At 56.7% G+C, this 25506-nt stretch carries 19 protein-coding genes; 13 read left to right on the top strand and 6 right to left on the bottom strand.

From position 1 onward, the window contains the following. Positions 1-60: 60 nt before the first annotated feature. Positions 61-1593 carry a ferredoxin--nitrite reductase gene (locus O77CONTIG1_RS19715; RefSeq protein ID WP_068514198.1) on the bottom strand — a complete coding sequence of 511 codons (1533 nt, stop codon included), beginning with the start codon at positions 1591-1593 and terminating at the stop codon, positions 61-63. A gap of 323 nt (positions 1594-1916) precedes the next feature. Here O77CONTIG1_RS19715 and O77CONTIG1_RS19710 point away from each other — a divergent pair, with 323 nt between their 5' ends. The 6 genes from O77CONTIG1_RS19710 to O77CONTIG1_RS19685 all read left to right on the top strand — a co-directional run bounded on the left by O77CONTIG1_RS19710 (position 1917) and on the right by O77CONTIG1_RS19685 (position 9168). Beyond that, complete coding sequence (locus O77CONTIG1_RS19710) at positions 1917-3341, top strand: HEAT repeat domain-containing protein (RefSeq protein WP_156435496.1); 1425 nt, start codon at positions 1917-1919, stop codon at positions 3339-3341. A gap of 469 nt (positions 3342-3810) precedes the next feature. Beyond that, positions 3811-5445, top strand: coding sequence for a peptide ligase PGM1-related protein (locus O77CONTIG1_RS19705; RefSeq protein WP_286132423.1), 1635 nt, complete (start codon positions 3811-3813; stop codon positions 5443-5445). 98 nt (positions 5446-5543) lie between these two features. Further along, positions 5544-6425, top strand: a complete 882-nt coding sequence (locus O77CONTIG1_RS19700; RefSeq protein WP_286132422.1) for a LysR family transcriptional regulator — start codon at positions 5544-5546, stop codon at positions 6423-6425. Positions 6426-6537: 112 nt separating this feature from the next. Continuing rightward, positions 6538-7515, top strand: coding sequence for a bestrophin family protein (locus tag O77CONTIG1_RS19695; RefSeq protein ID WP_084782862.1), 978 nt, complete (start codon positions 6538-6540; stop codon positions 7513-7515). Positions 7516-7771: 256 nt separating this feature from the next. Beyond that, positions 7772-8326: a Dps family protein gene (locus tag O77CONTIG1_RS19690; RefSeq protein WP_068514193.1), complete on the top strand. Its 555-nt coding sequence runs from the start codon at positions 7772-7774 to the stop codon at positions 8324-8326. A gap of 77 nt (positions 8327-8403) precedes the next feature. Next, on the top strand, positions 8404-9168 hold the full coding sequence (locus O77CONTIG1_RS19685) for a sirohydrochlorin chelatase (protein WP_068514190.1): 765 nt from the start codon (positions 8404-8406) through the stop codon (positions 9166-9168). Here O77CONTIG1_RS19685 and O77CONTIG1_RS25265 read toward each other — a convergent pair. Both O77CONTIG1_RS25265 and O77CONTIG1_RS19680 read right to left on the bottom strand, forming a co-directional pair. After that, entirely contained in the window at positions 9160-9300 is a 141-nt protein-coding gene (locus O77CONTIG1_RS25265; protein WP_197673247.1) for a HAMP domain-containing histidine kinase, read from the bottom strand. The genes O77CONTIG1_RS19685 and O77CONTIG1_RS25265 overlap by 9 nt on opposite strands. Before the next feature lie 89 nt (positions 9301-9389). Next, positions 9390-13517 (bottom strand): PAS domain S-box protein, encoded by a 4128-nt coding sequence (locus tag O77CONTIG1_RS19680; RefSeq protein WP_068514187.1) that lies wholly within the window; start codon positions 13515-13517, stop codon positions 9390-9392. 376 nt (positions 13518-13893) lie between these two features. On the opposite strand from O77CONTIG1_RS19680, the gene O77CONTIG1_RS19675 reads away from it, so the two are divergent. Both O77CONTIG1_RS19675 and mscL read left to right on the top strand, forming a co-directional pair. Continuing rightward, a complete protein-coding gene (locus O77CONTIG1_RS19675; protein ID WP_068514184.1) occupies positions 13894-15411 on the top strand; it encodes a DASH family cryptochrome in 1518 nt (505 codons plus the stop codon). A gap of 274 nt (positions 15412-15685) precedes the next feature. Then, positions 15686-16093: a large conductance mechanosensitive channel protein MscL gene (mscL, locus tag O77CONTIG1_RS19670; RefSeq protein ID WP_068514181.1), complete on the top strand. Its 408-nt coding sequence runs from the start codon at positions 15686-15688 to the stop codon at positions 16091-16093. A gap of 1 nt (position 16094) precedes the next feature. On the opposite strand, the gene nagA is transcribed toward mscL, so the two are convergent. Next, positions 16095-17264, bottom strand: a complete 1170-nt coding sequence (gene nagA, locus O77CONTIG1_RS19665) for an N-acetylglucosamine-6-phosphate deacetylase (protein ID WP_068514180.1) — start codon at positions 17262-17264, stop codon at positions 16095-16097. 237 nt (positions 17265-17501) lie between these two features. Beyond that, positions 17502-19499, bottom strand: a complete 1998-nt coding sequence (locus O77CONTIG1_RS19660) for an alpha/beta hydrolase (RefSeq protein WP_068514176.1) — start codon at positions 19497-19499, stop codon at positions 17502-17504. A 2-nt stretch (positions 19500-19501) separates the two neighbouring features. Between O77CONTIG1_RS19660 and O77CONTIG1_RS25260 the strand changes: the two genes are divergently transcribed. Next, positions 19502-19717, top strand: coding sequence for a hypothetical protein (locus tag O77CONTIG1_RS25260; RefSeq protein ID WP_068514172.1), 216 nt, complete (start codon positions 19502-19504; stop codon positions 19715-19717). Positions 19718-20044: 327 nt separating this feature from the next. Here the strand turns inward: O77CONTIG1_RS25260 and O77CONTIG1_RS19650 are convergent, their stop codons facing one another. Further along, complete coding sequence (locus O77CONTIG1_RS19650; protein WP_068514170.1) at positions 20045-20683, bottom strand: zinc ribbon domain-containing protein; 639 nt, start codon at positions 20681-20683, stop codon at positions 20045-20047. 332 nt (positions 20684-21015) lie between these two features. Between O77CONTIG1_RS19650 and O77CONTIG1_RS19645 the strand changes: the two genes are divergently transcribed. The 4 genes from O77CONTIG1_RS19645 (at position 21016) to O77CONTIG1_RS19630 (ending at position 25486) form a co-directional block, all read left to right on the top strand. Next, on the top strand, positions 21016-22452 hold the full coding sequence (locus O77CONTIG1_RS19645) for a circularly permuted type 2 ATP-grasp protein (protein WP_068514167.1): 1437 nt from the start codon (positions 21016-21018) through the stop codon (positions 22450-22452). A 56-nt stretch (positions 22453-22508) separates the two neighbouring features. After that, positions 22509-23456 carry an alpha-E domain-containing protein gene (locus tag O77CONTIG1_RS19640; RefSeq protein ID WP_068514164.1) on the top strand — a complete coding sequence of 316 codons (948 nt, stop codon included), beginning with the start codon at positions 22509-22511 and terminating at the stop codon, positions 23454-23456. Positions 23457-23572: 116 nt separating this feature from the next. After that, entirely contained in the window at positions 23573-24835 is a 1263-nt protein-coding gene (locus tag O77CONTIG1_RS19635; protein WP_068514160.1) for a hypothetical protein, read from the top strand. A gap of 159 nt (positions 24836-24994) precedes the next feature. Next, positions 24995-25486 (top strand): Ycf51 family protein, encoded by a 492-nt coding sequence (locus O77CONTIG1_RS19630; RefSeq protein ID WP_068514158.1) that lies wholly within the window; start codon positions 24995-24997, stop codon positions 25484-25486. Positions 25487-25506: the final 20 nt, after the last annotated feature.

Raw genomic sequence — 25506 nt, 5'->3', positions numbered from 1 at the left:
AGGTAAAGGTAAGTTACTAAGTGCCTGGTATTTGACACCTGGCAACTTATCTCTGACAACTTATCTCATTCGTGCGCCGAAGTTTTCGATCAGCAGATTCCGCAGGATGGGCTTGAGGTCGTCGCAGGGAATGCCTTTTTGAACACAGGTGCCGAGTTCGGCATGTTTGCCAACTTTGCCGCCCATGTACAAATCCACGCCTTCGGCAGCCTTGCCATCTTTGCGGACTTTGGTGCCCATGAGGCCGATGTCGGCCACCTGGGGCTGTCCGCAGGAGTTGGGGCAGCCAGTCCAGTGGATACGAACAGGGCGCGTGATTTCCAGTTCGGATTCCAGTTCTTTGATCAGCGCCATAGCTCGATTTTTGGTTTCGATCAGGGCGAAGTTGCAGAACTGGGCCCCGGTGCAGGAGACGAGCGATCGCACGAGCAAGCCCGGACTGACCGAAAACTTCTCTAGCAGCGGCTCCTTGAGTAGGGGCGCAACGCGAGAATCGGGCACATCAGGAATGATCACATTTTGCTCAACGGTCAGGCGGATTTCGCCGCTGCCATAGACCTCAGCAATCCGCGCCAGGTCAAACATATCGGGCGCATAGAGCCGACCCACAGGCACATGCAACCCCACATAGTTTAGCCCTGGCTGCTTTTGGGCGTGAATGCCGATGTGGTCGCGCTTGTCCCAGAGGATTTCGTCCTTGGGTGCAGCAGTTTGCAGGGGATATCCCAACTGCTTTTCTACCTCTGCGCGAAACTTATCCATGCCCCACTCGTCAATCAGCCACATCAGGCGGGCTTTTTGGCGATTGGCCCGCAGCCCGTGATCGCGATAGACAATGAGGATGGCTTCGCACAGCGCCACCACGTCTCGCGGATCGACCCAGGCATTGAGCGGCACGGCGGCTTCGCAGCGTTTCGCTGAAAAGAACCCGCCGACCAGCACGTTGAAGCCGAGCTTGCCGTCTTTGTAAGCAGGCACAAAGGCGATGTCGTTGATCTCGGCGTGTACCGAGTTGTCGCGGCATCCGGCGATCGCAATATTGAACTTGCGCGGCAGATTGGTAAACGACGGGTTGCCCTCGCCGTTGTTGGTGATCATGTCTTGCACCTTTCGCACCAGCCCGCGAGTATCAATTAGCTCGTCGGCATCGATGCCCGCCACAGGCGAACCCGTGATGTTGCGGACGTTATCCATACCAGACTGGATGCTGGTCAGCCCCGCCTGCTCAAACCGCCGAAAGATATCGGGAATATCTTCCAGCCGAATGCCGCGAAGCTGGAGGTTTTGGCGCGTGGTAATGTCGGCGTTGCCGTCTTCGCCATAGCGCTCGACGACCTCCGCCAGCACCCGCATCTGTCCGCTGGTGAGAATGCCATTGGGCATCCGCATCCGCAGCATGAACTTACCCGGCGTGACGGGGCGAAAAAACACGCCCATCCACTTGAGGCGATGGTCGCGGTCGGTCTCATTCATCGCTTCCCAGCCCAGACGGGCAAAGTCCTCTAGTTCAGACTTGACCGCCAGACCGTCTTTCTCGGACTTGAGCTTCTCGAACTTATTCAGACTGGTTTCTGCTGGAACGGTACTGGTCATGGCAAGAGACCTTGGATGGAAGAAACTGCGAGCGATTCTGCGGGTAGACCCGCGTTTTTGATTCAACGTTTGGGATAAGAAACCGCGCTAACTAAAACTTGGGTCTACAGAAGGCTTGACCAATGCCGAACGATTCAAGCCTGCATCTCCTCGCATGATTGACACGTTAAGAGCATTGATTTTGAAAATTCGTAGCTTCTGTTACAAAAATTTTCGTCATATGAAATTTACGAATTGCAATAATGCACAACTTGCATAGTGGGTCTGATTCCGGCTCAACAAAACCTGGCGCTTCTGGCTAGAATCCAAGAGCAGTCAAGACATTGACCGCATTTTTCTATCTGGCGGCACAGACAAGTATGGTCAGCAATCCGCGTATTTTATCTGCCCAACAGCAAAGCTCCCCGTTGCTTCAGCAGGCGGAGGATGGGGCGATTCCTGCTGATTGGGAACAGGTAGTGCAGCGGGTACAGCAAGGCTTGGGGCATCTGGAAGAACAGTTGCAGACCCACGGCATCCGTCCCGATCTGACGGAACTAGAAACGCTGAGTCAGTGGGCGATCGCCGTGCTGGGCGAGGGCGATTTTCAGGATCGCTGGGACGTGGCCAAGCTGTTTCCTCGGCTAGAAGCCCTGGCTGCTGAAACGTCAGAGTCTGTTGAGCAACTGCTGCTCAACCCGCTGGTTTCCCTGCTGCAAGACGAAGACGCAGATCCTGACACGCGCTGGTTTGCAGCCCGGATTCTAGGTGAGTTTTCGCCGACCTGCGGTGCTGCAGCGCTGATTGACCTGCTGAAAACATCCTGCACCGAAGACCTTCGGCAGATGGCCGCAACGGCGATCGCAGGCTTTGGCAAAATGGCGATCGCTCCCCTTGTCCAACTGCTCCAGGCTCCGCACACGCGCCTGCTGGCCGTACAAACCCTCGCTCAAATTCGAGAACCCGGCGTGATTCAGCCGCTGATGCAATTGTTGCGCGATCCTGACCCGCAGGTGCGAGCTGCTGCACTATCGGCTATTGGTAGCGCCCGCGATCGCCATATTCCTGACCTGTTAATCACATCCCTAAGCGATTCCTCTGCGGCGGTGCGCCAGGTGGCAGTGACAGAACTGGGCTTTCGCGCTGACCTGCTGCCCGACTATGACCTGGTGAGCTTGATTCATCCGCTGCTGCTGGATGCTAACGCTGGCGTGGGACAGCAGGCAGCGATCGCCCTTGGTCGCCTGGGCACTAATCCTGCTGTGGCTGCCCTCTATCGCGTCGCCCACTCACCCCACACGACCCATCCGCAGCGAATGGCGCTGGTGCAAGCGCTGGGCTGGATCGGCACCCCCGCTGCCCTACACAGTCTGCATCGGCTGGCGCTCCAGTGGAGCGAGGAACCTGCGTCGGCCGCGCTGCTACAGGCCACGATTCAGGCGATGGGTCGGGTCGAAGCCCCGGAACTGCGCTGGCAGGTCGCCCGCTATCTAGTAGAATTGCTGCACACGCAGCGACCCACTGTGCAACTGGCCAGCGTGAAGCAGGCGATCGCCCTCCAATTGGGTAACTTGGGCGATCTCGACGCGCTGGATGCCCTGGTGCAACTAGCGACTGATCCAGATTTAGGGGTAAAGCTCCATGCGATCGCCGCCCTCAAACAGCTTCACCCCGACCAAGGACGGCAGCAGCTCGCAGCACTGTCCAACAACCATCAAGTTTCAGAACAAACCCGGCAAGAAGTGGCGATCGCCCTAGCAGAGTGGTAATCCGATTCTCCCTCTTCCCTCTTCCCTCTTCGTTCTTCCCTCTTCCCTCTTCCCTCTTCCCTCTTCGTTCTTCCCTCTTCCCTCTTCCCCCTTCCCTCCCATCCCGCGGCCGGATTCACTCTGGACAAGGATGTAATTTGGCATGGCCACTCGATAGAATCATCAAACAGCCTCATTAAGAGGCGATTAAGAGGCATTAAGAGGCATTTGCAAACACTTTCGCGGGGTGCAAGGGTTCGGTAGGCTGGGTTTGCCTGAATTGAGGTCTGCCCTGGCAATTTACGTAATTTGCAGCGCTGAGTGCGGATCGACAGCATAGAGCCAGAATCGCCCTCTAGGTCGCCTACCAGCAGAGATTGACCTCCAGAGATTAATCTCTCTGTGTTTTGCTTCTTCACAAGCCTCATTTGAGAGCGTTTTGGATCATTCCACTAAAAATTGTCCACTTTATCCAACCAATCTTTTAAAAATGCCCGAAACTGGGGGATTTATGCAGACATTGACAGCGGCTCCGACGGTACAGGGTAGCGATCGCTTTCACACGTTGCAACGGCAATTGCGCGATCGCTGGCAAACCATCGACCAGTTCGACCGGGGAGAACATGACATTCTGATCGTTCCATCCCTGACCCTAGATCAGCGTGAGTTGCAAAAGGTCAAAGGCGTTCACCATTACGAAGAGCGCCTGCTGTTTTCCCTAATTCGCCTGCGAAATCCGGGCACGCGGCTGATTTACATCACGTCGCAGCCGATTCACCCCAGCATCATCGACTATTACCTGCACCTGCTACCAGAAATCCCCTATTCTCACGCCCGCGATCGCCTCATCCTGCTTTCCACTTATGACTCGCATCCCAAGCCGCTAACGCAAAAAATCCTGGAGCGGCCGCGCTTGGTCGAAAAACTGCGCGGGCTGCTGCGCCCCGACAGAGCCTACATGTCTTGCTTTAATGCCACTGCCCTAGAGCGGGAACTGTCCCTTCAGCTTGACATTCCGCTGTATGGGCTAGACCCCGACCTGCTCTATTGGGGCACCAAGAGCGGCAGCCGCCAGGCCTTTGCCGAAGCCAACGTGCCCCACCCCGACGGCAGCTTGCAAACCTGGACGGCGGAGGAACTGGTGCTGGCGACGGTAGACCTGTGGGAGCGCCGGCCCGACCTGAAGCGGATGGTCGTCAAGCTGAATGAGGGCTTTTCGGGCCAGGGGAACGCGCTGCTGGATCTGCGGACGCTCTCTGCCGTTGCGCCAGGGCAGGCCTCGACTGAAGCACGACGGGAGGCGATCGCCCAAGCATTTCACCATCTGAGTTTCCAGAGCGATACTGAAACCTGGGACAACTTCAGCAGCAAAATTCCCGAACTGGGGGCGATTGTCGAAGCGTTCATCGAAGGGGAAGAAAAGCGATCGCCCAGCGTCCAGTGCCGGATTACGCCGCTGGGAGAGGTCGAGGTGCTGTCTACCCACGACCAGATCTTGGGCGGGCCCGACGGGCAAATCTTTTTGGGCTGTCGCTTTCCCGCCGACGAATCCTATCGGATGCGCCTGCAAGAGTATGGCTACGCTGTGGGCAAAGTGCTGGCAGAAAAGGGCGTTTTAGAACGATTTAGCATCGATTTCATGGCAGTCCGTCCAGACGAGACAGAAGACTGGGAGTTACAGGCGATCGAAATCAACGTCCGCAAAGGCGGCACAACCCACCCCTTTATGACGCTGAAACTGCTCACCAGTGGCAGCTACGACTCCCGAACCGGACTGTTTCTCAATCAGCACGGTCAGCCGAAATACTACATTGCCACCGATAATTTGCAGAGCGATCGCTATCTCGGTCTGCTGCCCAGCGACCTGATGGACATCATCGCGCAGCATCGCCTCCACTTCACGCCCATCACCGAAACGGGCAGCGTGTTTCATATCATGGGCTGCCTGTCGGAATACGGCAAACTGGGGCTGACCAGCATTGGCGACTCGCCTGAAGACGCAGAAGACCGCTATAACCAGGTGATCGCCACGCTTGATCAGGAAACCGAGGCGAACCTGTCGCACCCGTTTCATCCCGCCTCCCATACGCCACCGATCAACTGGCACTTTCACCACGAAGGCTAGCGCCTGATTGGGAGGGGGCTGGAAACGGTTGAGTTGCGCGTGTCTTGCACAATCCACCTTCTCGGATCTTTGAGGAAAAATAGCTGGCGATCGCCCGCATGATCGAACTGCGTCACCTGCGCTACTTCATCACCGTTGCCGAAGAACTGCACTTTGGGCGGCCGCCGCCCCGGCTGCATATGGCCCAGCCGCCCCTCAGCCAGCAGATTCGTCAACTAGAGGAGAAACTGGGCTTCCAGTTGTTTCACCGCACCAAGCGCAGCGTGCAGCTCACCGAGGCAGGCGCAGTGTTCCTGGCAGAATGTCAGCGAATTATGCAGCAGTTGGATCAGGCCGTGCAACTGGGGCAGCAAGTGAGCCGAGGCGAGCGGGGGCAACTGGTGATTGGCTTTGTGAGTTCTGCTGCCTATAGCGTGCTGCCGACGCTGCTTCGGCGGTTTCGCACTGCCGCGCCGGAGGTCAGCCTAGAGTTACACGAATTGACCACCGACCAGCAGATCCAATGGCTGCGCGATCGCCGCATGGACGTGGGCCTCGTCCGCCCGCCCATAGATGAGCCAGACTTTTGCCTGATGCCGCTGTTTGAGGAGTCGCTCGTCGTCGCCCTGCCCCAGCAGCATCCCCTAGCACAGCAGCCGCAAGTGTCTCTCAAAGACCTAGCGGGCAAGCCCTTTATCCTGTTTCCTCGGCTGCTAGCTCCCGGACTCTATGACCAGATTATTAGCCTCTGTCAGCAGGGCGGCTTTAGCCCCGCCATTGTGCAGGAAGCGATCCAAATGCAGACCATCATCAGCCTGGTGGCCGCAGAAATCGGTGTAGCCATTGTGCCCCTGTCGCTGCAAAATCTCCAGCGCACCGGGGTCGTCTACCGCGAACTCCAGGAACCTACCCCCAAAGCGGCGATCGCCCTGCTTACACGCCAGTCAGACCCCTCGCCCACCGTGCAGCGATTTTTGGCGATCGCCCAAACCCAGAGATAGGAGTTAGAGGTTAGGCTAAATCGGGGATGACTAAATTGGGGATAGGTAGTGATGCAGTGTTCTCAGTCCCCGCCTCTCTCCACCCTAGCTTTACTCAAACTTGCCAACCCCCATGCCCCAAAACCGCTGGCAACTCCCCCTTGCGCCCCAAAAACGAAGCTGGTTTCGCTCTGCCCTGCAACTGCGCGGCTCGGTCGTGCCCTACGTGCTGCCCAGGGCGCTGCTGTGCGGGCTGTTTGGGGAACTCATCGTCGTGCTGTATGCCAGGGGTTGGGCTGTCTCGATTCCCGCGCTGTCTGGGCTAATTCCCAATATCGTGCTGGGCCTGCTGCTGGTCTTCCGCACCAACACCGCCTACGAGCGCTTCTGGGAAGGGCGAAAGCTATGGGGCACCCTGACCAACACCACCCGCAACCTAGCGCGGCAAATCTGGGTAAATGTGGCTGAAAAGAATTCTCAAGATCGCGCTCAAAAGATCTCTATCTTGCGATTGTTGGTTGCGTTTGCCGTCGCCACCAAGCTGCATCTCCGCAAACAGTCTTTTGAAGACCTGATGCTGCTTGATTTGCTGCCCAAAGATTACTATTTCAAACTGCAAAAGACCAATACGCCGCCGCTAGAAATTGCCTTTTGGATTAGCAGCTATTTACAAAAGCAGCGCCGCCGAAATCGGCTTACAGCTTATCAACTCGACACGATGCAAAAAATGATTAGCACGATGGTCGATGTGTTGGGCGGATGCGAACGAATTTTAAGAACGCCCATTCCCCTGGCTTATGTGATTCATTTGAAACAATTACTGTTGCTTTATTGCCTGACATTGCCCTTCCAATTAGTCGCAGATTTACAGTGGGCGACTGGGCCAATCGTCGCCCTCATTACCTTTACGCTGCTGGGCATCGAAGAGATCGGCATTGAAATTGAAAACCCCTTTGGCACCGATGCAAACGATTTACCGCTGGATGCAATGTGTCAAAATATGCTGCGAGATGTTGAAGATTTAATTAGTCTAGGGTCTGCATGGGCAATTGATTCTAAGCCTTTGGCGGAAACTCAAGTTCAACCCAAAGATGCTTATGCTGCTGAATAGTCGTGGCATCGGAGAGCAATGCTTGGGCGATATTTTAATGTTTTTTGGGCAATGCTTAATACAAAACTTCTCAAATAAGACTTGGGTTTGTATAAATCGCTATTGAATTCGTTGTGAATTGTCATGATTTTTTGTGTTTTGAGAATCTTTCTTATTAAGAAATTGTATGGTAGTTGACGGCTTTTTTTAATCTGTATACTGTGTTTAGTACCGACTGAAAAAATCAGGAAACCTGCGATTTCTGAGGAGCGCACCTATGGCTATTACGGCAAGTCCGATTCAAACCTTTGAGCAGATGAAAGACAACCCCATCGGGTTGGAGATGAACGTCACCACAGCGGTTTGTGAAGGCTTTAACATTGTCCTGGCAAGCTTCCAAGCGCTGTATTTGCAATACCAAAAGCATCACTTTGTGGTGGAAGGTTCTGAGTTTTATCAACTGCACGAATTTTTCTCGGAAAGCTATGACGAAGTGCAGGGCCATGTCCACGAAATTGGGGAGCGGCTAAATGGACTGGGCGGCGTGCCTGTTGCTAGCTTCAGCAAATTGGCTGAGCTATGCTGCTTTACGCCAGAGCCAGACGGCGTATTTTCTTGCCGAGCAATGGTGGAACATGATCTGAGCGCAGAGCAAGAAATCATCAAGGTGATCCGGCGGCAGGCTGGACAGGCCGAGAGCCTGGGCGATCGCGCGACTCGCCACCTCTATGAAAAAATTCTGCTGGAGTCGGAAGACCGCGCCTTCCACCTGTCGCACTTCCTGGCCCACGACAGCCTCACGCCCGCTTTCACCTTAGCCAGTCAGAATTGAGGATAATGAAAGGGCAGATTCCTCTTTGGGGTTGCCCTTGGGGGTTGTCTTTTATCAAACCCTAGCCAAATTCTGAATTGCCCGCCTCTCTTCCTGCCTATCTTTTGGTGACTCACGGCAGCCGTGACCCCAGACCTCACGCCGAGGCTGGGGTTTTGGCGCATCGGGTCGCGGCGGAGTTGCGGCGGCGGGGGGCGGGGGGAATGCCGCCGCTGGTGGAGACGGCTGTGCTGGAGTTGGGTTCAAAGCCGCTGCATCAGCGAATCTTGCAAGCGGCGACGCAAACGCTGACCCTGGGGGGCGATCGCCTCGTGATTATCCCGCTATTTTTGCTGCCGGGGGTGCATGTGATGGAAGACATCCCTGCTGAGGTGGCGATCGCCCGCCAGCAGGCTAGCCCGCGCCTGTCCATCGAGATTGCGCCCCATCTGGGCAGCCACCCCAGGCTGGCAGAGTTATTACCTGTACCAAATTCTAAATCTGCCGCCCGAATTTTGCTGGCTCATGGCAGTCGTCGTCCCGGAGGCAATGCGCCCGTGGAAGCACTGGCCCAACAAATCGGGGCGATCGCGGCCTATTGGGCCGTGCCGCCGGGTCTTGCCGATCAGGCCGCAAGGCTGGCAGCTCAGGGCGCTCAGCAGGTGGACATTCTGCCGTTTTTTCTGTTTCCTGGCGGGATTACCGAGGCGATCGCCCAGGACGTGCGCGACCTGTCCGCCCAGTTTCCCACCTGCCAGTTTCGGCTTTATCCGCCGTTTGGCGCGACTCCCCAGCTTGCTGCGCTGGTTCTGGATCTGGCGACCTGTCCGCTGGGCTGGGGCAAGGCGAGGCGGTCAGGCTGAGGCATCAGACATCGCCACTGCCTGCTGTTTCAGCGGAATTTGAATGACAAACTCGGTTCCCTCACCCGGAGTCGAAACGCATTCCAGCTTGCCGCCGTGCTTTTCGGTCACGATTTGATAGCTGATCGACATCACAGATCTCTCGAAATATCTGGAAAAGACCGCTTCGGCGGTTTATCGAGTTTTTCCCGCTCTGCTGAGTGGGGCGACGTTTCCAGCAATCACTGCCGCAGAACGAGCGGAAGGCGGAGCCAGACGGTGGTTTGTCCTGCGCTGCTGCGAATGCCAACGCGGCCGCCCAGCAGTTTCGTGAGCTTTTTGACCAGCGCCAGGCCCAGTCCAGTGCCGCTGTGTTTCCAGGGGTCGCTGCTGGGGATGCGATAGAACCGATCAAACACGCGATCGCACTCCTCTGGAGGGATTTCGACCCCCGTGTTGGTGATGGTGATGAGGAAGTGAGGGAGTGGAGGGGGGCTGGAGAGCGGGCTTTCAGATTCGGCTCCATCTTGTTCCACCTCGTCGCGCTCCATGCGGTCGCTGCTGAGGCTGGCTTGCACCTCGATGCGTTCGCCGATGGGGGTATATTTGCAAGCATTGTTGAGTAATTCGGTGAGGATGCGCTCAAAGTGGCTGAGGTCGGTGGTGAGGGGCGGCAGGTCGGGCGGCAGGTCAAGGCTGAAGTGCTGCTGGTGGCGATGGATGCGGTCTAGGAAGGGTTCGGCAATGTGAGGAATCCAGGATGCTAGGTGAATTGGAACAGGGTGCAGCAGATCGACTTCGGCATCGAGTCGGGAGAGGTCGAGCAGGTCGTTGATCAGGTTGATTTCGCGCTGACATTCGTCTTGCAAAATCTGCACATAGCGACCGAGCGGCTGAGTCGGATCGTTGAGCAGTCCCTCTGCCCGGAGCGTGGTTTCGACCATTTGAGCTGCCATTTTGACATTGGCGATGGGGGTTCGCAGCTCGTGGGAAATCGTGCAAAGGAAATCGTCCTTGAGCTGATTCAGGCGGGCCAGTTCGGAGACTTGAGCTTGGGCAGCCTGGTAGAGGCGAGACTGGCGGAGGGCGATCGCGCATTGGTTGGCCACCTGCTGCACCAGCCGCACCTCTAGCTCGTTGAAGAACTCATCGGCAGGGCGCAGCAACACCATATCCCCAAAAACGCCCTGATCGTCTCGGATGGGGCAGGAGAAGATCACGGATTGATAGGCGATGGAGCGCGTTAATGGGCGATCGCCCTGGTCTTCTCTCTGGTAATAGCAAAACTGCTGATGCATTCCCTGCAAAAGCTGACAGTAGAGGTCGGGATAATCCGCCATCACAATCTGTTCGCCCTGTTTAGAGTCCACCCCGTGGGTATAGTCGCAATAGATCGTGGAAATTTGGTAGTTGGCATCATAAAGTGCTGTATCGCAGCAAAATACGTCCAGGGCTTGCCCCAGTTCCTGCACGGCAGTTTGCAAAATTTTGCGCTCGTCGAAGCTGTCGCGTACCTGGTCAGTAATCCGCTTGAGCAAGGCTTCAAACTCAAGGGATTGGCGCAGTTCGCTGGTGCGTTCAGCGACTTTGGTTTCTAGCTCGGCGTTGACCCGCTGTACCTGGCTATAAAGTTCTGATTGCTGAACGGCGATCGCCAACTGGTTGGCCAGTTGCACCAGCAAATCTATCTCCCAAGTCTGCCACTCTCGCAAGGATTGGCACTGGTGAACACACAGCAGCCCCCACAGGTTGCCGTCGCAGTGGATGGTAACCGTCAGACCAGACTGCACGCCCACGCGGGTCAGCATCTCGCGAAACTCTGGCGAGAGGTTCGCCGTGTGGATGTTGTCAATGCGGGTGGGTTGAACTTCGGTGCTGGGGCGATTCGCGAAGCGTTCGCGCAAGCGGTGCGGCGCACTTTCCCTATGGGAATCGCCATATTGCCGCAATAGCACTTCTTCGACTCGACCGCAGACCTGGGGATCGTCTAGCACCACGCCCCAACCGGGCAAGCTTGATTCCACAATTACTTGGGCAGGCCAGGCATGAACCTGGTGAAAGCGATAGATTAATGCGCGATCGCACTGAAACAACTGCCGCACATCCGTTACGGCAAAGTTCAAAATTTCGCTTAAATCGAGCGACTGGTGGATATGCCGTGTTACACGAGACAGCAGCCGTTCCCGCTCCGCCTGTAGCGTTTGCGCTTCCTCAGCAGCCTTGAGGTGTTGGATATCGGTCATGGTGCCAATCATCCGCACGGGCGTACCGTGTTCGTCGCGGAGGATCTGCGCTCGATCTAGCACCCAGCGGTAGCTGCCGTCTTTGCAGCGCAGCCGATACTCGACCCGAAACTGGGGCAGCGCTCCCTGGCAATAGGCTTCATAGGTCGACGTGACCCGCTCCTCATCGGCAGGATGGATGCGCTGCTCCCAGGCTTCGTAGGCTTCTGAGGGTTCGTCGGGCTGGTGGCCCAGCATGGTTTTCCAGCGCTCGGAGTGGAAGGTCTTGCCCGTGATCAGGTCTGCGTCAAACACGCCGTCATTGGTGGATTGGACGACGGTTTGCCAGCGCGTTTCGCTGTCTTGCAGGGCGAGTTCGGCCTGTTTCCGCTGGGTAATGTCGATATAGGCGATCGCCACGCCGTAGTTTTCCAGCGGAATCGGTGCAGCGCTGACGTTGACCCACTGCACCGAGCCATCCGCACAAACAATACCCTGCTCAGTATTGTGAACAGATTGCTGCTCCCTGAGGGCGCGGACGCTGGCGAATTCCTCTGGCGGCATGGGCGTGCCGTCGGGTCGTAGCGTCGGCTGAGTAGGGCGATCGCACGTATAGCGCGTTTGCTCAGCAGCCGGAATGCTCAGCATTTCCTCCAGCACCGGATTGACTTCTACGATACGACCACACGCATCGGTCATGGCAATGCCGACAGGCAGCGTTTGAAACAGGGTTTCATATTTGCGCTGGCTTTCGCGCAGGGCCGCTTCGATTTGTAATTGTTCAGTCACGTCTTTGGCGATTACCAGTTCTGCCCGCCGCCCCTGATAGGTGAGCAGGTACGAGGTAATTTCCACCTGAATCCGGCTGCCATCTTTTTGGGTGTGCAGCCAGATGCCCGAATCTTTTATGCCCTGATTCACAGCAGATATCATCGCCAGCAGCCGAGGAATCTCCTCTGGTGGGCGAATCTCTGCCAGGGTCATGCTGAGAAATTCCTCGCGGCTATAGCCATATTTCTGCACCGCTGCTTCATTCACCATGAGAAACGCCAGCGTGTCTAGGTCAAACACCCACATGGGTAGGGGGTTGCTTTCAAACAGCAGCCGATAGCGCTGTTCCGAGTCTTGCAGCGATCGCTCTGTCTCTTGGCGCTTGAGCAGGGCGGCGATCGCCCCCGATAGACTTTGCAGCCATTCCAGCAGCGATGGCGACACCGCCTGCCGCTGGGGATGTCCCAGACTGAGGGTGCCGAGGGTGCGTCCGTCTGCGGTTAGCGGCAGGCACACGAACGTCGCGATCCCCAGCGCCCGCAGCAGTGACGTGCGATCGCCCGGAACCGTCGCTTCAGATTCGTAATGTTGGATCAGCACCTGTCCTGTTTGCAGGACCACGCCTGACACCGTTTCTGTGACTGGAAATTCCAGCCTCGGTTCATTAGTACAGGCTCCCCTGCATTCGCGAGTCTGTTCATTAATCCATTCGCCGCCCCATTCCCCTACGGCTGGATCTGCCGAACAATCCACGCCACACAGCCCCTCAAACACCATCGTCTGACGGGTCATGTTATATCGCTCAATGGCCACAATCGGAAAGCCCGTCGCCTGGCGCACTTCTTCGGCAATGCAGCGAAACACATCCGGCGTAGATTGGGCGTTTAGGCTGAGCGTCAGAATGCGGTTGAGGGTGCGCTGTTCCTGGTGATAGCGCTCTAGCTCTAGCTCCATCTGTTTGCGGCGAGTCACGTCGCGCCCGACCGCTTGCAGTTCAATCAGTTCGCCAGATAAGTTAAAAAAGCCCTGGACAATCCACTCATACCAGGTCATTTCGCCCGTTGCGCTCCAGACCCAATGTTCGTGGGTTTGAACCGGGCTATCTGGGGTCAGGGTTTGAATTTCGGTCAGCTGCTGAGTGACGCGGCCCTGCTCGTTGGGATGAACCAGGCTGACGAGGGGCTGCCCCAGCAGTTCGGCTGCGGATTTGCCAAAGCGATCGCAATAGGCCGAATTCACAAACGTCAGCACGCCATTGGGCAAAAAGCGGCAAACGAGCTCGGTTTGGCTATTCACCACGGCTTGATGACGGCGATCGCTCCCTGCTTTGTCTGCATGGCTGCTAGAGGGATGGTTGGCACCAGGATCGAGTTTCATGCAGCTTTTAACAGGGGTCTGACTGAGCAGACGAAGGGACTAAGTCAATGTTCTTAAACTGATTACCTTAAACCGATTTCAGTTGCTTGATTGACAATGCACCCTTTTTCTTCAGGGTAGCAAGCAAGTTACACTCTCCAAAAATTCTTAACAACCTGTACTGCACTAGTCCACAATCTTTAACGTGTACAGTCCTCACTTAAGTGGGCCGACTGAAATCAGCATTACAAACAGGTCTTGGCTCTGCTGCCAGGATGGGCTGCTATGTTTGAGGGCGGCAGATGGGGGTTAGTGGAGGGGCCCGATTGGTTTGTGTAACGCTATGTTAAGAAGAGAGTAGCAACGACAATGTTCTAATTACGGTTTCCTGATAACTGTGACCCAACGCATTCTCCTGTGGTTCCGCAATGACCTCCGGCTCCACGACCATGAACCGCTGCATCGGGCGATCGCCAGCGGCGCAGAGATTCTCCCGGTCTACTGTTTCGATCCGCGTCAGTTTAGCAAAACGGCGTTTGGCTTTCCCAAAACGGGTTCCTTTCGGGCGCAGTTTCTGCTAGAAAGCGTGGCCGATTTGCGGCGATCGCTCCGCGGCCTGGGCAGTGATTTACTCATTTGCCAGGAGCGCCCTGAACTTATTATTCCCCGATTGGCAGCAAAACTGGCGATTTCTGCGGTCTTCTATCACCCAGAAGCGACCGCCGAGGAGCAAGCAGTCGAAATCGCCCTCAGCAATGCCCTAAAGCCGCTGGGCGTTCGGGTGCAGTCGTTTTGGGGACACACGCTCTATCATCCCGATGATTTGCCCTTTGATCTGTCGCAGCTTCCGGAGTTGTTCACCGCTTTTCGCAAGCAGGTTGAGCGCGACTCATCGGTGAACCCGCCGCTGCCTGCGCCTCAGTCGCTGCCGCCGTTGCCAGCCGATCTGCCAGATCTGGGTGAAATTCCCACCCTGGCAGATTTGGGGCTGGAGCCGTCTGCGGTCGATGCGCGGGGTGTGCTGCGGTTTCAGGGCGGCGAAACGGCGGGGCTGGCGCGACTCAAGGATTATTTTTGGGAGGGCGATCGCCTGCGGGTTTACAAAGACACGCGCAACGGAATGCTAGGCGCAGACTATTCCTCCAAGTTTTCGCCGTGGCTGGCGCTGGGCTGCCTGTCGCCGCGCCTGATCCACGCCGAAGTGGGGCGTTACGAGTCAGAACGTGTCAGAAACGACTCGACATATTGGCTGATTTTTGAACTGCTCTGGCGCGACTATTTCCGCTTTATCTGTGCCAAGCACGGTCGAAAGGTGTTCTATCCCTCTGGTCTCCAGGGTATTCCGATTCCCTGGCAGCAAGACTGGGATCGGTTTGATCGGTGGCGCGAAGGGCAAACGGGCTTTCCGCTGGTAGATGCCAACATGCGAGAACTGGCTGCCACCGGGTTTATGTCCAATCGGGGACGGCAAAACGTTGCCAGCTTCCTCACCAAAAATCTCGGCATCGACTGGCGCATGGGCGCAGAGTGGTTCGAGTCGCTGCTGATCGACTACGACGTATGCAGCAACTACGGCAACTGGAATTACACCGCTGGGGTGGGTAACGACGCACGCGGCTTTCGCTTTTTCAACATCCTCAAGCAGTCCAAAGACTACGACCCGCAGGGCGACTACGTAAAGCACTGGCTGCCAGAGCTGGCCAACCTGCCCGCTGCCAAGGTGCATGAACCCTGGAAGTTGCTGCCTGTCGAGCAGCAGCGCTTTGGTCTGCGGCTGGGGGTAGATTATCCAAACCCCGTGGTGGACTTGTTCAAATCGGCAGAGGCAAACGAAAAAATCTACAACGCCGCCACGCAGGGCTGGAGTGCCTCTCCTAAGCCCAAAGCTTTGCAGAGAGGTAAGCGGCGGCGTTAGCAAGCCCTGAACCAGCCCTGAACCAGCCCTACCGTTCAGGAAGCAGCCTGCTGACCTTGCAATCTGAAAAAACTCGCACTAACTTATGGGCAGAAAGCTCACAGGCAAAAAGCCGATGGGCAGAAAGGGATCCTAGAGCCGTGGTTTGAACGATAGAAATTTTTTCGGGTCAAAGCTTTGGCCTGAGATAAATTTCCAAGTTGAATGTTTGATTGATGTTTGATTGATGTTTGATTGATGTTTGATTGATTGTGTTTAGGAGTGAACAGAAATCATGGCTCGACGAAATGGTGCAGGAGGCGGTTTTCTTCGCGATTTTCGCGAATTTGCCCTGAGGGGAAATGTAATTGACCTGGCAGTGGGTGTAATTATCGGCGCGGCCTTTGGCTCGATTGTGCAATCGCTGGTAGATGACATCATCATGCCCATCATCGGGCTGATCTTTGGCGCAGATCCGGCAGCGGGGATTGCAGGTATCTCAATCGGCGCTGTGCCAGTGGGCAATTTTCTGGCGGCAATTATCAACTTCCTGATTATTTCTTTTTCACTGTATTTGCTGATTAAGTGGTTTGCGGCTTTCAAGCGCCGGGAAGAAGAACCCGAAGCGCCCGATTTGACTGCGGTCAACACACGACTGGCAAATGCCGTAGAGCGCCTGACTGAAGCGCTAGAGCGACGGTAGGTTAGGAGCTTGTAGGTGGGGCGATCGCCGCTAGTGTTTGATACTCGCCGCGATCGCACACGCCGGTAATCTCTAGCGCGTCGTTGAATATCGCCAGGTTTGCGACGTAGCCAGGTGCGAGATAGCCCAGACGCTCGTTCACGGCGATCGCCGCTGCGGGATACGCACTCGCCATCCGCAGGGCCTCGGCCAGAGGCAGCCCAATCGAGACGCAGTTGCGGATGGCTTCGATCATCGTCAGCGCAGAGCCGCCCAGCGTGCCCTCCGCCGAAACGCATTTGCCGTCGCGATAAAACACTTCCTGCCCGCCAATGATGAAAGATTTCATCTGAGTGCCGACGGGCGGCGTGGCATCGGTGACGATTAGCAGCTTTTCGCCTTTCATGCGGTGAGCCAGGGCGAGGGAGCGCAGGTGCGTATGATGCCCGTCGGCAATAATCCCGGCATATACGTCGTCGCGGTCAAACGCCGCGCCCACCAGTCCCGGACTGCGCCCCAGCCACGGCGACATGGCGTTGAACAGATGCGTCACCATGCCCACGCCCGCATCAAATCCGGCGATCGCCTGCTCGTAGGTGGCATCGCTATGGCCGGCGGACACCAGAATACCTGCATCTGCCAGCGTCAGGATATCGTTCATCTCCACGATTTCGGGAGCCAGCGTCAGCAGCAACACAGAATTGCGACCCGCCGCCGCGATCTGCTGGATCATCGCTGGTTCGGGCCGACGGATATAGCGCTCGTTGTGGATGCCCTTGCGCTTTGGGTTTAGATAGGGCCCTTCCAAATGTAGCCCCAGCACGTTATGGGGGCGAAATTTTCGATAGTCGCGCACCAGTTCCATCGCCCGCAGCATATCGGTATCCGACGTGGTAATCAGCGTTGGCAAATAGCTGGTGGTGCCGCTTTTGAGGTTGGTCGTGTGCATGATCTCCAGCGTCTTAGCCGTGATCTCGTCGTTGAACATGACTCCCCCACAGCCATTCAGTTGCAAATCAACAAAGCCGGGTGAAATGTGGTCGCCCTGCAAGTCAATAACGCTGAAAGAGTCGGGTAAATCCCAGGATGGGAGAATGTCGAGAATGCGATCGCCCTCAATCAGCAGCGCGTGATCGACTAAATCTTGCTCACCAGTATGCAGTACGCAATTCGTCAGGGCGTAGGGGCGCATAGTTAGGACAAAATAAAAGGCAAAAGGCGTTCGCGTTGCCGTTCGGGAACTCGTGTATTACCTCGAGCGAAAGCAGTTTTGCTGACGTTCCAACTGTGGGATCAATGCAGAGCAGAAGGGCGATCGCCTCCACAACAGCACGTCCTCTAAACTCTAAATTCTGCGCTGGTCGATGCGAACAGTCTCAAGAGGCTGGCCTTAATCATAAAGGCTGTACACCAAATTGATCCGCTAGATTCAGGATCTATCGGCTTCTTCTGAGTCTGTTGAGTCTGCGATTCCCACATGGGCAGTTCGATCCGTTAGTTCCCCGTCTGCCTGCTCGGAATGTAGCCTATTAGAATGCCCTGGCTGAGAATGCCCTGACTGAGATTGTCCTGACAAATCGGCTCGTCCCGGTTGACCTTTGCGCCGTAGCACCCGATTCACCGATGAGGATAAATATCCCGGCAGAACAAACACCACCAGCGGCAACCCCGCCAGCAGCACGGTGATCCCCGTTCCTGCCACCTGAGTTCTGACGTATTGACGCGGCTGGGGCTGGGTGCTGGAGGTCATCTGTTCTAGGGGCAGCGCTGCCATCTGAAGCCAGTTCGACAGCTTTTCTGAAAGCTGTGCATTGAGCCGGAGTTGGAGGGTAGCAGTGGAAAACGACTGGACATACTCTGCCGACAAAAATGGCTCGTAGTGACGAGCATCGGGCGTAAGCTGTTTGACAAAGGACAGCGAGATGCCCTTGAGCAATTGTCGGAGTGCCTCCGTTTCGCGATCGCCCTGTTCTCGCATAAATAGGCTATGGGTGAGCGCCTGGTTAAGATTTTCGGGATCACCGACGCTGAGGTGGCCGCCGCCAATGACCGTGAGCAAGAGCTTGGAATCAGCCGGAAGCTGGGTAAAGGGCAACAACTGCTGGCTTACGGCGGGCATCACTGCGTCTGAAGTACCCGATACAATCAGCGTCGGAATGCGGATCTTCGCCAGGCTCTCTTCGTCAAACAGGCGACCCATCACCGGATTGAGCAGCATCACTCGTGCCACCCGGCGATCGCGCAGATCGGGCAGTTCGTCGGGCAGATCCGCCGCCGTACACTGCAACCAGTCGGCAATGGACAGGGCGACCCGCTCCGGGCTATTGCAAAACTGGCGCAGATTGGGCAAATCGAGTCTGGCTCCGGCCAGCGCCAGCGCCGTGTAGCCGCCCAGCGAGTGGCCAATGACCACGACTTGCTGGGTATCCAGCCGCCCCTTGAGCAAGGTAGAGTGGCGATTCAACCGATCCAGTTCGCTCAGCAAAAAGCTGATGTCGTGAGGGCGATCGATAAATTCATGGCTAGGCAGGAGATCGGTGCCATATTGCCCCCGCGGCCTGCCCTGCGTAATTTCCGTAATCCAGGCTACATTGCTGCCAGGGTGTTCCAGTGCAGCCACCGCAAAGCCATAGGAAGCCAAGTGTCTCGCCAGATAGCCCAAAAAACGGCGGTCGGCTCCAAAGCCGTGGGAAATGACGATGAGCGGGCCAGTCGTGCGATAGCTCCAGTACAAATCGACCGGAATCGTGCGGGCCCGTTCGTAGTCGCGGAAGACGAGGGACTGCTGGCGTACCCAATGAGTGCCGGGACGGGTTGGGTCTAGCTCCGCATGGAAGGGAGCCGCTTCGGGCACGGTCAGTTCGCGCTCCAAAATCGAGGTCAGCGCCTGACTCTGCCAGTAGGCCAGATTCATCTGCGAAGTGAGCGAGGCAACTGCCGTCAGGTCTAGCACGACTTCTGGAGCAGGAAATTCCTGCAAGAATCCCAGCAGGCTTAGCCCGTTGGCGTGGGTGGCGGCACGAGTCAGCGCCAGTTGCAGCATTTTGCGATCGCCATTGGGGATGACGCGCTCCAACGCTGTGAGCAGGCGATCGCCCGCTGAGGAACTCAGAAGATCCTTAACCAGGCGCTGCCCAGCGTTGGGATCAAGTGGAATACTGCTTTGCAGCGTGCTTTGCAGAGATGGACTGAGCAATAGCCGATAGCCCCGCAGCGAATCCTGCACATCCCCGGTCTTGGCGTAGTGCTGCAAATCAGACAATTGCACCGAAGACTGCACCGGGCCGAGCTTGATCGAGAGCTTTTTTGCCGCTGCTGCCGGCTCGGCTAGGCTACCCACCAGCAGCAGCGCTCCACCCACCCAGCCCAGGGGCGATCGCCATCGGTAGGATGGGGTAAACCGTTTCAGAGGGGCAGATAAAGGCACAGATGGGACATCGCACCATCGGTCAGCAGGTGCAGGTCTTTCGGTTTTCGCGGGCAGATTCTCAACTCCGGGGGCGGCGTGTCGAGCGAAAAACTGTCGAGCGTGTAGGGGCAGCAAAGGCATCGCAAACAGGTCTACAGAGCATCTCGGCAAATGAGCGGGTCGGGCAAATCAGCGAGGCTGTCGTTCTGATGGGGTTTCTGAACAGGGCGTTCTGAACAGGGCGTTCCGAGGAAATCCGCTGGGCTAGAAGCAGGTATTGTTAACCATACCCAGATTGCTGGCGCAAGAGTATAAATCTAGTGGCATAAAATCAATAATTTAAGATTTTGATCATCCATCAGTTTTCCCTATCTGAATCGGTAGATTAACACTTGGTTAAAAATACGTCAGACTTCGCGGCTACAAGTCTGACCAAGAAAAGCAGGACAAGACGAAGCGGGCGAAAAGCAGGGCTGAAAGGCGTTTTGAAAACATCTGGGCTAGAAAATTGGGGCTGGGAAATTGCCCACCAAGCGCCAGTTGGGGCACAGACCCATTTCGCCTCAGCCGTGGCTCAGTTCTCCCACCCGATGACCACACTGGGCACAAAAGCGATCGCCCATCTGCACCTCGCTGCCACACTGCGTACAAAATCGCTGCTGGGGCTGGCGTTCGGCGCTGCCCATGCGTAGCTCCAGGTTGCCCATCTTCATCTGCATCGGGTTAAGGCTCATTTCCATATCGCCCATTTGCAATTTGCCCATTTGCAATTTGCCCATTTGCAGTGGCTGCCCAGCGTTCATAGGTGGCATCGGCGGCATCGGCTTCATGGGTTCCATCGGCTTCATGGGTTCCATCGGCTTCATGGGTTCCATCGGCTCCATCGACGGCATCGGGTCTTCTACGGCCGCTTGCAGCGGCAGCGCGATCGCCCCCGACAGCACGGGCACCCCGCTTAGCACCTGCATCTGGCCGCCCTGCACCTGCACAAACCGCAACCCGCCCTCCGTCTCAAGCTGCACCACAAACCCAGCAGCCGTGCGAAACACTTGCGGCGGCGCGATCCATGCGCCCGTTTCTACCGACACTCGCTGGCTCTGCTGCTGCCCAGCGCTGGCGCTCATCAGCGTGAAAATCGAGAGGCGATCGCGGCTTTCTATCCAGAGGCGCTGGCCCGTACCCAGGTCTGTAACATACGCCATAGCTAGATCTTCCTTTATCTTTTCAAAGGGAATCCAGGGGAATTTCAAAAAGGTTTGGTATTATCCCTACATCCTAAACGCCAGACCCAAAGACTCTGCCCAAAACAAGCGGGGATTAGGGGATCTTGAAGCGCTAGAGGATGCTTGCGAACCAGTTCAACACTGAAAGCAGGTTTTTACAGTATCCGTTTTGGCCGATTTGGAAGATGCGGTTTGCCATAGTGGGGGCGTGGCAAGCACATAGCAGAAGGCAAGGGTAATTCACCCGCCCCCCTTGACGAGTCAAAGAGACGAGCCAGAAAAATTACTAGAAAAATTAATTTCTATTTGCCGTGAAATTGGACGACTACGATCCCGGAGATTTCTACGACGAGCTGTTTGTCAGAAAAGGACAACCTCGCCCCGAAGCGCTGCCCCTGGTCGAGCGCATCAGCTCTTTGAGCATCGAAGACTTGCAGCAGCGTCAGCAGTCTGCCCAAAAAGCCCTGCTGCGGCTGGGGGCGACCTTCAACGTCTATAGCGATGATCAGGGCACCGAGCGGGTGTTGCCCTTCGACATTATTCCGCGCATCGTATCTGGAAGTGACTGGGCCTGGCTAGAGCGCGGACTCAAGCAGCGAGTCGAGGCGCTGAATCGCTTCCTCAGCGATATTTACGGGGAGCAAAAAATTGTCAAAGATGGGCTGATTCCCGAAGACCTAATTTATTCGTCAAGGGGCTTTCTCAAACCCTGTCTGGGCATGGAGCCGCCCAACGGCATCTGGTGCCACATCACAGGGACGGATCTGGTGCGCGATCGCGACGGGCAGTGGTATGTGCTGGAAGACAACCTGCGCTGTCCCTCTGGCGCGTCCTACGTGCTGGAAAATCGCCGCGTCATGAAAACCACGTTTCCGCTGGTGTTTGGGCAAATGCCGATTTTGCCCGTAGACGACTACGCGGGTCAGCTTTTGGAAACCCTGCTAAATTTGGCTCCGCCCCACTTGGACGATCCCACCGTGGTCGTGCTGACACCGGGAATGTATAACTCTGCCTATTTTGAGCATTCCTTTTTGGCACAGCAGATGGGCGTGGAGCTGGTGCAGGGCAGCGACCTAGTGGTAGCGGACGGCTATCTGCAAATGAAGACCACCAAGGGACTCCAGCGGGTGGATGTGGTCTATCGCCGCATTGACGACGATTTTCTCGACCCCACCACGTTTCGCCCCGACTCGATGCTGGGCATTCCCGGCATTATGGAGGTCTATCGGCGCGGGCGGGTGGCGCTGGCCAATGCGCCGGGTACGGGCGTAGCCGACGACAAGGTGATCTACGCCTACGTGCCCAAAATGGTGGAGTATTATCTGGGCGAAGACCAGATCATTCCCAACGTGCCGACCTATCTCTGCTGGGAGCCGCAGGATCAGGCCCATGTCCTGGCAAACTTGGACAAGCTGGTGGTGAAGGCGGCGAACGAGTCTGGCGGCTATGGAATGCTGATCGGCCCCCACGCCACGCCAGAGCAGCGCGAAGACTTTGCCGAACGCATCCGCGCCACCCCGCGCAACTATATCGCCCAGCCCACGCTGACGCTGTCTCGCGCCCCGACGCTGATGGGCGATCGCCTCGAAGGGTGCCACGTCGATCTACGGCCGTATATTCTCTACGGCAAAGAGATTTATGTAAACCCGGGCGGACTCACTCGCGTTGCCCTGCGGCGCGGCTCCCTGGTTGTCAACTCATCCCAGGGCGGCGGCACAAAGGATACGTGGGTCGTGGGCAATAGTTAGCAAAATCCAAATCGCAAAATCCAAACCTTTATCTCTAATCTCCAATTCTTCAATCAATGCTCAGCCGTGTTGCCGATTCCATCTACTGGCTCAACCGCTATATCGAGCGGGCCGAAAACGTCGCCCGATTTGTAGACGTGAACCTGAATCTGCTGCTGGATTCGCCCGTGGGCGTGGCGCAGCAGTGGGAGCCACTGGTGCTGACGACGGGCGACCTGACGCTGTTCAAAGAGAACTATGGCGCAGCGACCGCCGACAATGTGATCCGCTTCCTTACCTTTGATGCCAAATACCCTAACTCCATCCTGTCCTGCCTGCAAATGGCGCGAGAAAATGCGCGATCGGTGCGGGAGAGCATTTCCTCGGAAATGTGGGAGCAGGTCAACGACTTCTACTTCATGGTGAAAGATGCCTGCCAGCGCCCCGATGACCTGGACTTGTCGGACTTTTTCTCGCAGGTAAAGATGTCGAGTCATCTGTTTGCAGGCGTGATGAACGCTACTATGTCGCACAACGAGGGCTGGCACTTTGGGCGGATTGGGCGGATGATCGAGCGGGCCGACAAGACCGCGCGGATTTTGGACGTGAAGTATTTTATCCTGCTGCCCTCAGTCAAAGATGTGGGCACGCCGCTGGACGAGTTGCAGTGGATTGCGCTGCTGAAGTCTGCTAGCGGCTATGAGATGTATCGCAAGCGCCAGCACCGCATCACGCCGCAGGACGTGGTGAATTTTTTGGTGCTGGATCGGGAGTTTCCCCGGTCGATTCAGTTTTGCTTGCTAGAGGCAGAGCGATCGCTCCACCAGATCACGGGCAGTTCTCGCGGCGTATGGCGCAACCCAGCAGAACGCGCCCTCGGAAAACTGCGTTCCGAACTGGACTACATTACTGTTGAAGAGATCACCCAGCGCGGGCTGCATGAGTTTCTCGATGACCTGGAAACCGCGCTCAACGACATTGGCCGGAAAATCCGCGAAACCTTCTTTGCACTGGAAGTGGTCTAGCGGGTACTCAATCCGGGCGAGTTTGGCGGAAGCAGCGACTCGATTGGGAACGCTAGGATGGAGATCCTGCGGGGTTTCCCGCTGCCTCTTTCCTACTCCTTTTCCATCGCTCCATCATGGGACTGTTTAACCGAGTCTTTCGCCCTGCCAGCCCGCCGTCTTCGCCGTCCGCTCCGCTGCCCGCAAAGCCCAAATCGCTTACCGAACTTGAACGAGAGCTAGAGCATGAGCGGCGGCAGGCAATCCAGGCGCGTCCTGTCAGTGCGCCCCCGCCGCGCCGGAGTGGAAATTTTTTGGGCAAGCTGCTGGGACTGGGGCTGCTCGTCGGCATTCCAGTGGGCATTCTGTGGGCCATCAACCTGCCCTATGCGCCCATCCGTCGCCCGGTGGCGGAAAAAGCGCCTGTGCTGCTGTTGCCCAGCTACGTCAGCATGGACAACAACTACAAGGCGGCGATCGCCCTGACGCAGCAAGCCAAACAACTGATTGACAACCCCACCCGCCCCGAAGATATTGATGCGGGTCAGCGCAAGGCCATCGAAGCGCAGAAGCGGCTGGACGAACTGCCCGTGTGGCTGCGCGACTATTGGGATGGCGGCTGGAGCGGGCTATATCGCTGGAGCTTCACCACCGCAGGCTTTAACAATGCCCGCATGGAAGTGGCCCGCCTGCAAGCCAAGGCTGCTCAGGAGCAGAACGCTCAAACGGCGCTAGTGACGGCAGAGCAGGCGATCGCCCAGGCAAAACAGGCCTACCAGCAGGCCGCCAATCCGACCGACCAAGCAGGGGCGATCGCCGCTTGGCAGGTTGGTCTGCAAGACCTGGAACTGATTCCTAGCCAGACCCTCGCCGGCCGCACGGCCCGCACCCGCCACGCGGCTGCCGTTGCCGAGTTTCGCACCACCGTTGGGCTGGCTGCCGAAAGTGCTAAGGTTAACGCGCAAATTGAAAATGCCCGCCAGTTTGCCTGGCAAGCGGCCAAAGCAGCCCAAAACCCGCCCCATACCGTCGCAGAGTGGGATCGGGTGATGGATCTGTGGAATGAGGCGATCGCCCGCCTCCAGCAAGTCCCCAGCAATGATCTGCAAGGCAAAGCCGAGGCCGAAAAACTGCTGGCGCAATATCAGGCAAACCTGGGCGAAATTCGCGTGCGCCGGGATGCCGAAGCCGAGGCTGTGCGCCGCTTGGCGCGGGTAAACCAGGAGATTCAGCAGTTTCAGCAGCTCGCAGGCAGCACCGATGCCAATTACCAAATCAGCCAGCTTAACCGCATCCTCGCTGAACTGAAGGCGATCCCCAGTGGCACGACGGTTTACAAAGAGGCAGAACTGCTGACGATTCAGGCACAGAACGCGCTAAATAAGCTGACGGGTCAGTAGGAGATCGTCATCGCCTCATCTTCAGGCTGTTCAAGTTCTGTCCAACCTCCCAACGCTCCATCACGCCCCATCCCTTTCTGATAAGGTGAATATTGCAGAATACAGGGACGCCACCTATGGCTCGTCCTGCGTTCTCTTCATCCTGCATTTTCTTGAGCTATGCCAACACCTGCTGAATTTTTGACGGCGACCCAGTGGGCGGGAGTTATTACTTTAGTGGCTGGGGCGATCGCCGCTCTCGGCTTCTTGTTCAGTTGGGGCATCCGCTTCCGCTTCGTGGGCATCACCGGGTTTATGGCCGTGCTGACGGTGGGGCTGTTTGCGCTTAGCCTAATGCCGATTACCCGCGTGGAAATTCCCGGTGCGGTGCGCTTTTCGACAGTCTATGACTCTGGCTCCACCCAGGTTGTAATCGCCGTTCCGCCCGATATTACCAAAGAACAGCTCACCGCCACACTCCAGCAGGCGGCCAGCGACCTCTTTTCGCCCGGCCGCCTGGGCCGCGGCGGCGAAAACCAAATGACTATCCGCGCCCGCACCGTGACCCACCCGAAAGCAGGGCTAACCCAACTGGTGTATCTGGGTCAGGTCAAGCGCTCCCTGTTCGATCGCAACGACGATAAGATGGAAATCTCTATTTTTGAGGAGTGATTGTCGTAACAGGGGGATGG

The organism is Leptolyngbya sp. O-77, from assembly GCF_001548395.1.
Lineage (GTDB): Bacteria > Cyanobacteriota > Cyanobacteriia > Elainellales > Elainellaceae > Thermoleptolyngbya.
Note: the sequence above shows the minus strand (reverse complement) of the source record. Positions and strands in the feature narration are given on the sequence as shown.

What these genes read in the sequence shown, in the direction of transcription:
- O77CONTIG1_RS19715 (WP_068514198.1), bottom strand. Translation starts at nt 1,593, where the DNA reads ATGACCAGTACCGTTCCAGCAGAAACCAGTCTGAATAAGTTCGAGAAG.
- O77CONTIG1_RS19705 (WP_286132423.1), top strand. Translation starts at nt 3,811, where the DNA reads ATGCCCGAAACTGGGGGATTTATGCAGACATTGACAGCGGCTCCGACG.
- O77CONTIG1_RS19700 (WP_286132422.1), top strand. Translation starts at nt 5,544, where the DNA reads ATGATCGAACTGCGTCACCTGCGCTACTTCATCACCGTTGCCGAAGAA.
- O77CONTIG1_RS19695 (WP_084782862.1), top strand. Translation starts at nt 6,538, where the DNA reads ATGCCCCAAAACCGCTGGCAACTCCCCCTTGCGCCCCAAAAACGAAGC.
- O77CONTIG1_RS19690 (WP_068514193.1), top strand. Translation starts at nt 7,772, where the DNA reads ATGGCTATTACGGCAAGTCCGATTCAAACCTTTGAGCAGATGAAAGAC.
- O77CONTIG1_RS25265 (WP_197673247.1), bottom strand. Translation starts at nt 9,300, where the DNA reads ATGTCGATCAGCTATCAAATCGTGACCGAAAAGCACGGCGGCAAGCTG.
- O77CONTIG1_RS19680 (WP_068514187.1), bottom strand. Translation starts at nt 13,517, where the DNA reads ATGAAACTCGATCCTGGTGCCAACCATCCCTCTAGCAGCCATGCAGAC.
- mscL (WP_068514181.1), top strand. Translation starts at nt 15,686, where the DNA reads ATGGCTCGACGAAATGGTGCAGGAGGCGGTTTTCTTCGCGATTTTCGC.
- nagA (WP_068514180.1), bottom strand. Translation starts at nt 17,264, where the DNA reads ATGCGCCCCTACGCCCTGACGAATTGCGTACTGCATACTGGTGAGCAA.
- O77CONTIG1_RS25260 (WP_068514172.1), top strand. Translation starts at nt 19,502, where the DNA reads ATGGGACATCGCACCATCGGTCAGCAGGTGCAGGTCTTTCGGTTTTCG.
- O77CONTIG1_RS19650 (WP_068514170.1), bottom strand. Translation starts at nt 20,683, where the DNA reads ATGGCGTATGTTACAGACCTGGGTACGGGCCAGCGCCTCTGGATAGAA.
- O77CONTIG1_RS19640 (WP_068514164.1), top strand. Translation starts at nt 22,509, where the DNA reads ATGCTCAGCCGTGTTGCCGATTCCATCTACTGGCTCAACCGCTATATC.
- O77CONTIG1_RS19635 (WP_068514160.1), top strand. Translation starts at nt 23,573, where the DNA reads ATGGGACTGTTTAACCGAGTCTTTCGCCCTGCCAGCCCGCCGTCTTCG.
- O77CONTIG1_RS19630 (WP_068514158.1), top strand. Translation starts at nt 24,995, where the DNA reads ATGCCAACACCTGCTGAATTTTTGACGGCGACCCAGTGGGCGGGAGTT.